General features: G+C 64.4%; 14 protein-coding genes. 11 read left to right on the top strand and 3 right to left on the bottom strand.

What is annotated here, in order from left to right:
- Position 1: 1 nt before the first annotated feature.
- A complete protein-coding gene (locus C6A86_RS07835) occupies positions 2–664 on the bottom strand; it encodes a TetR/AcrR family transcriptional regulator (protein ID WP_105366647.1) in 663 nt (220 codons plus the stop codon).
- A 244-nt stretch (positions 665–908) separates the two neighbouring features.
- On the opposite strand from C6A86_RS07835, the gene C6A86_RS07830 reads away from it, so the two are divergent.
- From C6A86_RS07830 to C6A86_RS07805, 6 genes are all read left to right on the top strand, one after another.
- Positions 909–1,199: a DUF732 domain-containing protein gene (locus tag C6A86_RS07830; protein ID WP_233213291.1), complete on the top strand. Its 291-nt coding sequence runs from the start codon at positions 909–911 to the stop codon at positions 1,197–1,199.
- Between the two features lie 4 nt (positions 1,200–1,203).
- Positions 1,204–1,728 (top strand): CAP domain-containing protein, encoded by a 525-nt coding sequence (locus C6A86_RS07825; protein ID WP_199196467.1) that lies wholly within the window; start codon positions 1,204–1,206, stop codon positions 1,726–1,728.
- A gap of 296 nt (positions 1,729–2,024) precedes the next feature.
- Positions 2,025–2,708 carry a PaaI family thioesterase gene (locus C6A86_RS07820; RefSeq protein ID WP_158263347.1) on the top strand — a complete coding sequence of 228 codons (684 nt, stop codon included), beginning with the start codon at positions 2,025–2,027 and terminating at the stop codon, positions 2,706–2,708.
- Positions 2,709–2,728: 20 nt separating this feature from the next.
- Positions 2,729–3,214, top strand: a complete 486-nt coding sequence (locus tag C6A86_RS07815) for an SRPBCC family protein (RefSeq protein WP_105366644.1) — start codon at positions 2,729–2,731, stop codon at positions 3,212–3,214.
- A complete protein-coding gene (locus C6A86_RS07810) occupies positions 3,211–4,719 on the top strand; it encodes a GMC family oxidoreductase (protein WP_105366643.1) in 1,509 nt (502 codons plus the stop codon). Before C6A86_RS07815 ends, C6A86_RS07810 begins: the two co-directional genes overlap by 4 nt.
- Positions 4,720–5,256: a pyridoxamine 5'-phosphate oxidase family protein gene (locus C6A86_RS07805; RefSeq protein WP_396834915.1), complete on the top strand. Its 537-nt coding sequence runs from the start codon at positions 4,720–4,722 to the stop codon at positions 5,254–5,256. It abuts the gene before it with no gap.
- Here C6A86_RS07805 and C6A86_RS07800 read toward each other — a convergent pair.
- Positions 5,253–5,522 carry a cytochrome C oxidase subunit IV family protein gene (locus C6A86_RS07800; protein ID WP_233213286.1) on the bottom strand — a complete coding sequence of 90 codons (270 nt, stop codon included), beginning with the start codon at positions 5,520–5,522 and terminating at the stop codon, positions 5,253–5,255. The genes C6A86_RS07805 and C6A86_RS07800 overlap by 4 nt on opposite strands.
- Positions 5,522–6,127 carry a cytochrome c oxidase subunit 3 family protein gene (locus C6A86_RS07795; RefSeq protein ID WP_105366640.1) on the bottom strand — a complete coding sequence of 202 codons (606 nt, stop codon included), beginning with the start codon at positions 6,125–6,127 and terminating at the stop codon, positions 5,522–5,524. The genes C6A86_RS07800 and C6A86_RS07795 overlap by 1 nt, the downstream gene beginning before the upstream one ends.
- A 77-nt stretch (positions 6,128–6,204) precedes the next feature.
- Between C6A86_RS07795 and C6A86_RS07790 the strand changes: the two genes are divergently transcribed.
- The 5 genes from C6A86_RS07790 (at position 6,205) to C6A86_RS07770 (ending at position 11,948) form a co-directional block, all read left to right on the top strand.
- Positions 6,205–7,368, top strand: coding sequence for an acyl-CoA dehydrogenase family protein (locus C6A86_RS07790; protein WP_105366639.1), 1,164 nt, complete (start codon positions 6,205–6,207; stop codon positions 7,366–7,368).
- Positions 7,369–7,432: 64 nt separating this feature from the next.
- Positions 7,433–8,080 carry a TetR/AcrR family transcriptional regulator gene (locus C6A86_RS07785; RefSeq protein WP_105366638.1) on the top strand — a complete coding sequence of 216 codons (648 nt, stop codon included), beginning with the start codon at positions 7,433–7,435 and terminating at the stop codon, positions 8,078–8,080.
- Positions 8,081–8,146: 66 nt separating this feature from the next.
- Complete coding sequence (locus tag C6A86_RS07780; RefSeq protein ID WP_105366637.1) at positions 8,147–9,298, top strand: acetyl-CoA C-acetyltransferase; 1,152 nt, start codon at positions 8,147–8,149, stop codon at positions 9,296–9,298.
- A 3-nt stretch (positions 9,299–9,301) separates the two neighbouring features.
- The gene (locus C6A86_RS07775; RefSeq protein ID WP_105366636.1) at positions 9,302–10,453 is read left to right on the top strand and encodes an acyl-CoA dehydrogenase family protein; all 1,152 of its coding nucleotides are present in this window, start codon (positions 9,302–9,304) and stop codon (positions 10,451–10,453) included.
- A gap of 193 nt (positions 10,454–10,646) precedes the next feature.
- Entirely contained in the window at positions 10,647–11,948 is a 1,302-nt protein-coding gene (locus tag C6A86_RS07770; protein ID WP_105366635.1) for a cytochrome P450, read from the top strand.
- Positions 11,949–11,973: the final 25 nt, after the last annotated feature.

The raw sequence follows: 11,973 nt of genomic DNA, 5'->3' as shown, positions 1-11,973 counted from the left end.
CTCAGCCGGGCGCGGCCTCGGTGAGACCGTGCCGAATGATCGACTGGGCGTTGTGGACAACAGCTTCCACCGAGCTACGCCGCGGGTTCCACCATTCCACGGCCCAGTTCAACGCCCCCAGCACCAGCATCTGCGCGATGTAGAGATCCAACTCGGGGCGCAATATGCCCTCCCTGGCCACGTCGTTGATCAGCCTGCGCCAGATGTCGCCGTAACGTTCTTCTTCGAGGATCTGCCGCTTGCGAATGGCCTGCGGCACCTGGCCCGCATTCCGGATTGCCGCCGTCGTGTAGTCAGAAATCTCAAGCTCATGACGCAGATGCGCTTCAGCGGCGCTGAGCAGCTTGTCCAGCGGCGGCGTCCCATCTGGAATGTTGTCCAGTGCCGACGCCACGTGCTCGCGCATATCGGCGATCCCGGCCCACATCACCTCTTCGATGAGCTCGTCCCGAGAGGGAAAGTAGTAGTAGATTGCCGGTGCCTGCAGGTCCGCAGCCGCCGCGACATCGGTGAGACGCAGTCCCGCGTAACCGCGGTCCGAGAGCACCCGCGCCGCAGCATCGAGGATGCGAGATCTCGTCAACACCGACTTAGATTCCGTCACCGGATCCTCGACAACCGCCTGATCTACCGGCGCCGACAGCCGATTGCTTTGCCTGGACATTTCCACATGATACGACCGAAGCGGCCAGCGCACCCGCACCGCACAGTCACCGTACTTAATCAAAAATAAAAAATGCTTGACGCCGACCGCCTCCGTTGCGCACAGTGATCACGTGACATCCGCCCCATTGCCGATGACGGAGACCCCATCAGGTGCCCCCCGCGTGCCGAAACGAACGCGACGGGGGCGCGCGGTGCGTCTCCTGCTCGGCGTCGCCGTCGCCGGTGGCGTCATCGGCCCGAACATGGCAGCCATCGCTCACGCCGACGAGGTGGCCTTCCTGGTCAATGTGACGGTTCGTCCCGGCTACAACTTTTCCAGCGCCCAAGCCGCGCTCGGCTACGGGGACAGGCTCTGTGAAAAAGTCAGATCCGGTAGCCCCTACGCATCGGTCATGTCGGACGTGAGGCACGACTTCGGCATCACCGACGAGTACCAGGCGTCCTACCTCATCACCCAGGCAGCCAACGAATTGTGCCCCGACGCCATCTGGCAGCTGCGCAACTCTGCTGCCGGCTACCCAGGGTCGGAGTAGATCGATGCAACCGACCATCCGTGCAGACCGCAACAGACGCGAGTCGACCGCCGTTTTCGTACGCGGATCCCTCGCGGTGAGCGCCGCGGTGCTGATCGCACTGGCGACCGCGGCGACATCGCAGGCAGATAACCGCAGGCTCAACCAGAGCGTGATCGCCAATGTCTACACCGTGCAACACCAGGCAGGCTGCACGAACAACGTCGTGAACAACCCACAATTGCAGCTCGCCGCGCAGTGGCACACCCGCGATGTGATGGGCCACCGCGACCTCACCGCCGAACTCGGCTCGGACGGATCGACACCGCAGTCACGCGCCGACGCCGCCGGCTATCGCGGTGTCGTGCAGCAGACTGTGGCGATCAACCCCGCTCTGGCCATCAACGGCATCGAGCTCATCAACCAGTGGTACCGCAACCCGACAGCGCTGGCCACCATGCGGAACTGCTCGAACACTCAGATCGGCGTGTGGTCGGAGAACAGCCTGGATCGCACGGTCGTCGTGGCGGTGTACGGTCGGCCGGCCTGAACTGCGGGTGCCGGAAGGACAATCCGCACGGACGCAATTCTGTTGATTGCCAGCACATCACACCGGTGACAACGATCGATGACGCAAGCGCTAGGAATGACATGGAATCGACAGCCACACTGATCGGGCAACCGACGTCCGCGACAACGGGGTGCACGGTCGGCTTCTCAGGATCGGTCGAAGCACGGTTCGGCCTGAAAAATTGCCGTTCAACAGGATCCGGCGGGAACCGCTGCGAATACACCGCGCCTCCGTGGGCGCGCGATTCCCACGGGCAGGTACGGGTCGGCGCATTGATGGTTCTGGCCGACCACATCCTCGGCGAGCTGCCCTACGTGTGCCGGCCGCCCGGGACATGGTCGCTGACCTCCGAACTGACGCTGGACATCATCAGCGAAATGTCGTTTTCAGAAACGTATTTCGCTGAGGGACGCGACATCTCCACCGGCACCGACCTATTCGTTCGGTGCGATATCACCGATGCCGCAGGCAGGCTGGTGGCGGTGGGGACCACCCGTTGTGCGTACGTCGCCGGGAGCACCGTCAGCCCGGCCGCCGCCGGTTCCGGGAGGCGTAGGCAGCCGGCCGCGACAGACGACATCGGCCAGTTCCTCGGACTGGACTACCAGCAGCACAGCGACGGTCTGCAGGCGACACTGGCCGACCCCGGGAGCTGGGTCAACGGGTTCGGCATCATGCACGGTGGGGTATCGGCTTGCGTCACCGAACTGGCGGCGGCGGAGGCCATCTCTGCACACAATCCCGACCTGTCCACCGCGCACGTGCACACCAGCTATCTACGGCCGGTCGTCGTCGGAGCGCCGTTCGTCGCCGTCGCCCGGCCGTACCACGTGGGCAGGTCCTCGGCCGTCGTCGAGGTCCTCGGCTACGGCAGCGGAGGCCAGTTGTGCACTGTGTCCACGGTGACCGCCCGGCGTCCAGGCCGCGCCCATCCCAATCAACCCACATCACCGCGATGATCACCGAGTACAGGAGTTCGATGAGCACAGTTCTACGCAAGGGCGATGTCGTTCGCGGCGCGACGGTGGTCAACGCTTCGCCAGACGACGTGTACGACGTGGTGTCGGATATCCGCCTGATTCCGGAATGGAGCCCGGAGTGTGTCCACGCAGAGTGGATAGCTCCCAACGTGTTTCGCGGAACGAATCGTCGCCGGCTCGGCCGGTGGTCGACAACCGCCAACGTGGTCACCGCGGATCCGGGTCGAGAGTTCAGCTTCGCCGTACAGCTGGGTGGGGCAGATTTCACGACGTGGAGCTACCGGATGGAGTCCCACCCGTCGGGTTGCCTGCTCAGTGAAGAGATGCAGATGCGTGTGGACCTGCCGCTGGCGGCGCTGCTCTTCGAGAGAATCGCGCTGCGCGTCAAGGATCGACGTTCGGATCTGCGGGGCAACATCGACCAATCGCTGCGGCGGATCAGGGAACTGATCGAATCCGGACAGCATCGACGGGGCGCACAGTGAGCGCGGCTCACGCGTCCGACTACATCGTCGTCGGCGCGGGTTCTGCTGGGTGTGTCATCGCCTCACGATTGGCGGCCGCCGGTGCGGCCGTGACACTCATCGAGGCCGGCGGCACCGAGCGTCGTCCCGACGTTCGGCTACCGTTGGGCGTCGCCAGCCTGTTCGCCACCGCGAACTGGCGGTATCCGACTCTCGCCGATCCGAGTAAGCACCATCAGCGCAGCGCCTTCGCCAGTGGACGCGTCGTCGGCGGCAGCGGGTCGATCAACGCCATGGTGTACGTGCGAGGGCGGGCGGCCGACTACGACGGATGGGCTCACGCGGGGGCAACCGGGTGGGCGCACCAAGATGTCCTGCCCGCCTTCCGATCGATCGAGAACTGGTCCGGTGGCCAGGATGCCTATCGCGGCGCCGGCGGACCGATCGACGTCACCTGGTGCGGACACCGGCACCCGGTCGATCAGGCCTTCATCGAAGCCGCGGTCGACGCCGGATATACCCGCAACCCGGACCAGAACGGGCACGTCCAGTTCGGTATCGCGCCGGTGCAGGTCAACCAACATCATGGCCTGCGATGTTCTGCCGCAACAGGCTATTTGCGCAGTCTGCCCTCCGATCGGCGGCCCCGACTACTCACCAAGACACCGGTCGAGAAGGTCCTGATCGAAAAGGGCCGCGCCGTCGGTATCGTGTCGCGTGGCACAACGCTGCGCGCCAACCAGGGCGTCATCCTCAGCGCCGGGGCCATCGGCACTCCGGCGGTCCTGTTGCGTTCGGGCATCGGGCCAGACGGCGCGGTCGCCGATCTCACCGGAGTCGGTGCCAACCTGCAGGATCATCTCGTCGTCGCACAGCACTGGTCCTGCGAGGTTCCCACCGTCAACACCATGGGCCCGCTGCGGGCGGCACGCGCGGTCGGCTCACTCGTCGTCCACGGAACCGGGCCGCTGACGACGACGCCTTTTGAGGCACAGCTGTTCACCGATGAATTCCAGATTGCGATCAGTCCGATCCGTTATCAGCTCGACCCGGTACGGGGGCGAGCCAGGATCCACCGCAAGGACGCCTTCACCGTCTACACCGTCCTGCTGCATCCGGAATCGCGTGGACGGGTCGAGCTTCGCGATGGCCGCCCGGTGATCGACCACCCGCGCCTGGCCCACAAGCATGACAGGATCCGACTTCTCGACGGCACGGCGCTTGCTCGCGATCTCGTGGAATCTCAGTCCGCCATGCGCGGCCTGACGGGGCGTTATCTCGATGACAACGGCACCCGCGGCGCAGACTGGCTGGCCACCAACGAATCCAGCATCTATCACGCGGTCGGCACGTGCCGGATGGGCACCGACGAACACTCCGTCGTCGACCCCGCGCTGCGTGTGCACGGGATCGACGGCCTGCGTGTCGTGGATGCATCCGTGATGCCGACCATCACATCCGGCAACACCAACGCCCCGACGATGATGATCGCGCATCGAGCCGCCGACTTGGTCTTGCACGGCTGAGTGTGCCTCCGCGCCAACCCGAAAGGACCAATTCAGCGCATGAAACCAGACATTGAGGACGGCGCTGTGCGGCCGCAGCGCCGGCGCCGGTCGATAGCGATGACCCCTGACGAGGTCGACACCTTTCTCTCGGGCCAGCGCACCTGCCGCGTTGCGACCGTGACGCGCTCCGGCCAGCCGCATGTCACGCCGCTGTGGTTCGGCTGGGACGGTACGTCTTTATGGCTGTACTCGATCACCGACAGCCAACGGTGGTCAGATCTCAGCCATGGTTCGCAGGTCGCCGTCGTCATCGACGACGGCGATCATTACGGTGAGCTTCGCGGTGTCGAGATCCTCGGCACCGCCGCGGTGGTAGGTGAGGTACCGCGGCGCGGCATCGTTCATCCCGAACTTGCCGAACCCGAACGACTGTTCTCCGAAAAATATTTCCGTGCAGACGAATTCAGCTACGACGGCCGCCATGGCTGGCTGCGCATCACACCGGCGATTCTGCGGAGTTGGGACTTTCGCAAGATTCGGACCGCGAAGCACTAGGCGTAGAGATACAGACCGATCAGCACGGCTGCCACCACCACATTCCAGGCCCCGAAGATCGCCGTCAACCCGACCGGCGCGTTGCGCAACTCCATGAAGTACCGGCCCACGAAGTGCACCTTCGCAAAGGAAATCACCAGGATGCTGATCGCTGCGTACCTATCTGGCAGGTCATGGCCGACGCCGAGGACCCAGGACGCCAGCGTCGCAGCGACCAGGATGAACCATACGACGGTAATGCGGTCACGCAGAAGGGTTGTCAGCATCATTTCACCAAGTACAGGAGCGGAAAGATCACAATCCACAGCAGGTCGACCATGTGCCAGAAACACGCAGACCCTTCCAGGTAGCGCTGCTCGCGGGCTTCATATGCGGGTTTGCGGGTCAGCTTGACGACGAACCACAACAGGGCCAATCCGATGGCGACGTGAACCAGGTGCAGTCCGGTCATCACGTAGAAGTACATGAAGAACTGATTCGTGGCCGGCACCAGCCCGTGGGAGATCTTCTCGCCGTACTCGATCGCCTTGTTGAGCACGAAGATGAACCCACAGAGCATGGCGCCATAGGTGAGCCAGCGGGCCAACCCACGGGCATCTCTGCGCATGGCACGCACGGCGGTGACCACCAACAATGAACTGGTCAGCAGCACCACCGTGTTGACGACACCGAATGTCTGGTTGAGCTGGAGTTGGGATTCGTTGAACTGAGCCGGTGCTTCGCCGCGGTAATAGAGGTATACGCCGAAAAGCATTGCGAAAACCGTCATATCGCCGAAGATGAAGACCCACATGCCCTCCTCGCCGGGAAGGTGGCGTGCGGCGGTGACCGGCTTGCGCGCCGCACCGCCATCCACGTGCACTTCCACCATGCCGCAGCCCTTCGTCGCCGAGATCAACCTGTGGAGATAATTTAACATAAAGTAAAAACGCAGGTATTGTGCTTCCCATGCCTAGTCTGCTCAGCGAGGAAGAGACCCTGCTCGTCGAGACCGTGCGGTTGTTCGTCGACCGTGACGTGAAACCGACCGTTCGCGAGGTCGAGCACGCCAACGAATACCCCGCGGCCTGGATAGACCAGATGAAGCGCATCGGTATCTACGGCTTGGCGGTGCCCGAGGAATACGGCGGAACCCCCGTGTCGACCGCGTGCTACGTGATGGTCACCCAGGAGTTGGCTCGTGGCTGGATGAGCCTGGCCGGCGCGATGGGTGGTCACACCGTCGTGGCCAAGCTCGTGTCACAGTTCGGCACCGACGAACAGCGCCAGAAGTATCTCCCCGTGCTGGCCACCGGCGAGATGCGGGCCACCATGGCACTGACCGAACCCGGCGGCGGTTCGGACCTGCAGGCCATGACCACCACCGCGCTGCCTGCGGCGGACGACGAGTCCGAACTGGTGGTCAACGGCTCGAAGACGTGGATCTCCAACGCGCGCCGCTCGGGACTCATCGCCCTGCTCTGCAAGACCGACCCCAAGGCCTCCCCCAAGCACGCGGGCATCTCCGTGCTGCTCGTCGAGCACGGCCCGGGCTTGACCGTGTCCCGGGATCTGCCCAAGCTGGGCTACAAGGGCGTGGAGAGCTGCGAACTGTCGTTCGATGACTGCCGCGTACCGGCGTCGGCGATCCTCGGCGGCGTTCCCGGCAAGGGCTTCGGCCAGATGATGAAGGGGCTCGAGACGGGCCGCATCCAGGTGGCGTCGCGGGCACTGGGCGTGGCGACCGCCGCGCTCGAGGACGCCCTGGCCTACGCGCAGGACCGCGAGAGTTTCGGTCAACCGATCTGGAAACACCAAGCCATCGGGCACTACCTCGCCGATATGGCCACCAAGCTCACCGCCGCCCGCCAGTTGACGCTCTACGCGGCGGAGCGCTATGACAGCGGCGAACGAGCCGACATGGAGGCCGGCATGGCCAAACTGTTCGCGTCCGAGACCGCGATGGAGATCGCACTCAACGCCGTCCGGATTCACGGCGGGTACGGGTACTCGACGGAGTACGACGTTGAGCGCTACTTCCGCGATGCGCCCCTGATGATCGTCGGCGAAGGCACCAACGAGATCCAGCGAAACGTCATCGCGGCGCAACTGGTGGCACGCGGCGGCATCTGAGGCGCGGGACTCCCGCGCGCCGGGTCGACCGCACGTGAGTGGCCAACGCTCCTATCATCAAGCGATGCCCAAGAAGCCAACAGCCGTCGAGGCGAGCGATACCAAGGCCCAGCGCACGCGAGTGCGGATCCTGGACGCCGCTGCCCGAGTCCTCAGCGTCAAAGGCTATGCCGGCACGCGACTGACGGATGTGGCACAACAAGCCGAGCTTCAGGCCCCCGCGATCTACTACTACTTCAAGTCGCGGGACGACCTGATCGAGGAAGTGATGTTCTGCGGCATCAGCGATCTGCGCACGTACCTGCAAGACGCGCTCGACGCGCTGCCCGCCGGCGTCGGCTCGATGGACCGCATCATGGTGGCGGTCGAATCGCATCTCCAGCATGAACTGGAACTCTCCGACTATGCGCGTGCGTCGATCCGCAACTCCGGTCAGATCCCCGATCACCTCAAGACCCGGCAGAAAAAAGAGGAAGCGGCGTACGACCGCATCTGGCGTGGTCTGATGAAAAACGCCGTAGCCGACGGGCAGATCCGCTCAGATCTGGACGACCGTCTGGCCCAGGCCCTGGTGCTGGGCGCATTGAACTGGGCTGCCGAATGGTGGGATCCGCGGCGCAACTCGGTGCAGACCATGGTCGACAACGCCAAGGTCTTCGTGCGGCACAGTTTGATCCCGACAGCCCCACCCCCGGCGCGGCGCCGCCGATAATGGCCGGCAGCCCACGTGCGCGAGGCCGAGCTACTCCCATTTTTGATTCTATGTTAAATTAATTTCATGACTGAAGCTTTCATCGTAGACGCCGTTCGTACACCCGTTGGCAGGCGGAAAGGTGGCTTTGCGGCTGCGCACCCGGCCGATATGGCCGCGCACGTGATCAAGACCGTGGTGGGGCGTCATGACATCGACCCTGCGGCCATCGACGACGTGATCCTGGGATGTCTGGACAATATCGGCTCCCAGGCCGGTGACATTGCCCGCACCGCCGCCCTGGCGTCCGGGTTGCCCGAGTCCGTTCCCGGAGTCACGATCGACCGCCAGTGCGGATCCGCCCAGCAGGCAGTGCATTTCGCGGCCCAGGCCGTGATGAGCGGAACCTCCGATCTGATCGTGGCCGGCGGCGTCCAGAAGATGAGCCAGTACCCGATCCTGAGCGCATTCGCAGCCGGCGAGCCCTTCGGGTCCACCGACCCCTGGACCGGCTGTGAGGGTTGGCGGGCGCGCTACGGTGACCAGGAGATCTCGCAGTTCCGCGGCGCCGAGATGATCGCCGAGCAGTGGAACCTCAGCCGCGAGGACAATGAGCGCTTCGCTCTCGCCAGCCATCAGCGCGCCCTCGCGGCGATCGCCGAGGGCCACTTCACCAGGGAAATCACCGAATACGCCGGCATCAGTGTCGACGAGGGCCCACGACCGGACACCTCCCTGGAGAAGATGGCGTCGCTGCCGACCCTGGTGGAGGGCGGCGTCCTGACGGCCGCCGTCGCCAGCCAGATCTCCGACGGCGCCGCCGCCCTTCTGGTGGCCTCGCAGGCCGCGGTCGATCGGTTCGGACTCACTCCGCGCGCCCGGATTCACCACATCTCGGTCCGCGGCGCCGATCCGGTCATGATGCTGTCGGCACCCATTCCGGCCACCCAGCATGCGCTGAAGCGCGCGGGGCTGTCCATCGACGATATCGACACCGTCGAGATCAACGAAGCCTTCGCGCCGGTGGTGCTGGCCTGGCTCGCCGAGCTGGGGGCGGACCCGGCCAAGGTCAACCCCAATGGTGGAGCCATCGCCCTCGGCCACCCCATCGGCTGCACGGGGGCCCGGCTGATGACCTCAATGCTGCATGAGCTGGAACGCACCGGCGGTCGCTACGGCCTGCAGACCATGTGCGAGGGCGGTGGCCAGGCCAACGTGACGATCATCGAACGGCTGTAGACGATGCAACGATCGCTGTACGAGGCCGATCACGAGGCATACCGAGAGACCGTCCGCGAGTTCCTGGAGCGTGAAGTCGTTCCACACCAGCATGATTGGGACCGTGATCGTTGGATCGATCGGGCCGTCTTCGCGCGTGCAGCCAAGTCGGGGATCTATGCCTTGCAGATCCCCGAGGAGTTCGGCGGATCCGGCGAACCCGACTACCGATACCGCATGATCGTCTGCGAAGAGGTGGCAAGGATCAACGCATTGTCGTTCGGTCTCACCGTCAGCTTGCAGGATGATCTGGTGCTGCACTACCTGCTCGACCTGACCAATGGCGACCAGAAGGCGCGCTGGCTGCCCGGTTTCGCGGCCGGCGAGTTGATCGGCGCACTGGCGATGACCGAGCCCGGCGCCGGCAGTGACCTTCGGGGCATGCGCACCACGGCACGCCTCGAGGGTGACACCTGGATTCTCAACGGTCAGAAGACCTTCATTTCCAGTGGCATCATGTCCGATGTCGTCGTTGTGGCCGCCAAGACCGATCCGGCGGGCGGTTCCAGGGCCTTCAGCCTCTTCGTCGTCGAACGCGACACCCCGGGATTCGAACGGGGCCGAAAACTCGACAAGATCGGCCTGCCCGCACAGGACACCTCGGAGCTGTACTTTCGCGATGCGGTCGTGCCGGCAGCGAACCTGCTGGGCGAGCCCGGCCATGGCCTTCGCTACCTGATGAGCCACCTGCCGCGCGAGCGCCTGGGCGTCACCGCGAAGGCGATGGCCACGACCCGCGCCATCTTCGATATGACCGTCGAGTACTGCAAGAACCGCCAAGCCTTCGGCGGTCCCCTGACGGACAAGCAGCATGTCCGTTTCGAACTGGCCGAGATGGCCACCGAAATCGACATCGCCGAGGCCTACACCGATCGCAGCGTCCTTGCCTACAACGCGGGCGAATTGACCGCCGTAGACGCCGCGAAGGGCAAGTGGTATCTGAGCGAGCTGCAGAAACGGGTCATCGACCGTTGCCTGCAGCTACACGGTGGCTACGGCTACATGCTGGAGTACCCGGTGGCGCGCGCCTACCTCGACACCCGAATACAGACGATCTACGGAGGCACGACCGAGATCATGAAAGAGATCATCGGTCGCGACGTCGCCGCTTCCTGAGCCCGCACCACGATATGCGCGGGCCGAGCAGATGCTCGGCCCGCGCTTTCGTTCTCGGAGCGCTCATCAGGCCCACGAGACCTGTGGCTACCCGGCGGAATGCGCCGAAATGCTTGTGCCGCGAACATTTTCAAATCTATACTAAAAATTCACCGTCTTTCGAACTGAGGAGCAGCCGGTGTCCAGCAGCCCAATGGATTCGGTCACACAACAGTCGGCTCTGGCCCCTGCCGGCAGCGAAAAAGGCAGGCCCTACGACACCGTGGATATCTCGCCCACAGCATTCTGGGCACAGTCGGCCGAACAGCGGGACGTCGCCTTCGCCGAACTGCGCCGGCGAGCACCCGTCAGCTGGCAACCACCCGCCGAGAGCGATCTGGCGCCGTCCGGCATTGCCGGCTTCTGGGCGGTCACCTCGCATGAGCTGATCCGCGAGGTCAGCACCCATCCCGAGATCTTCTGTTCGGGCGAGGGTATTCAGCTCGAAGAGGTTCCGGACGAGTTCCTCGAGGCCGCGTCGTCGTTTCTCGCCATGGATGGTCAGAAGCATCTGACGTACCGCAGGTTGATGAGCGGGTCCTTCACCCCGCGGCAGGTCAAGCGGATCGAAGACCAGATCCGCCACCGGGCCGCGACCATCGTCGACGATTTCCTCGCCAAGGGTTCCGGCGACTGGGTGGAGCACGTCGCCAAGCAGATGCCCATGAACACCATCTACGACATGACCGGTCTGCCTTCGGGACAGCGCGAGGAAGCGGCCCACTTCGCCGATGAGCTCGCCGGGTGGAACGATCCCGATATTGCCGCGGGCCGCTCGTCGGCCGAAGTCTTGAACGACGCCCTGATCGGAAACCTCAGCATCGGGCTGGAGTTCGCCGCGAGCACCCGCGAATGCCCCCGCGACGACATCTGGTCGAACCTGGTGGCGGCCCAGGTGGACGGTCACGAACTCACCGACGACGAGCTCGCCTCGATGTTCGTCCTGACCTCCTTTGCCGGTAACGACACCACCCGCACCACCCTGTCTCTGGGTGTCAAGGCCTTCGTCGACAATCCGGATCAGACCGCCTATCTGCTGGAGGATTTCGACGGACGCATCGACGCGGCGATCGACGAGGTCCTGCGCTGGGTGACGCCCGTCATGACGTTCCGCCGCACGGCCACCCGGGACACCGTCCTGGGCGGACGGCAGATCCGCAAAGGCGAATGGGTCGTGATGATGTACTCCTCGGGCAACCGCGACGAAGTCGAGTTCGCCGATCCCTGGACCTTCGACATCTCCCGTAAACCCAATCAGCATGTCGCATTCGGCGGCGGCGGTCCGCATTACTGTCTGGGCGCGTTTCTGGCCAGAATGCAGATCAAGCACATGCTCGACCAGATTCTGCACCGGCTGCCCGATTTGCGGCTCGCCGAGCCCGACATGCTGGTCAGTAACTTCGCCGCGGCCGTGAAGACCATGCACGCCGACGCCCGCTGCCCGGTCCAGCACTGACATGAAACCGGCACCCACATCAACC

The organism is Mycobacterium sp. ITM-2016-00316, assembly GCF_002968335.2.
In the GTDB taxonomy this organism is placed as follows: domain Bacteria; phylum Actinomycetota; class Actinomycetes; order Mycobacteriales; family Mycobacteriaceae; genus Mycobacterium.
The sequence above is the reverse complement of the archived record's forward strand: the minus strand, read 5'-3'. Positions and strand labels throughout refer to the sequence as shown.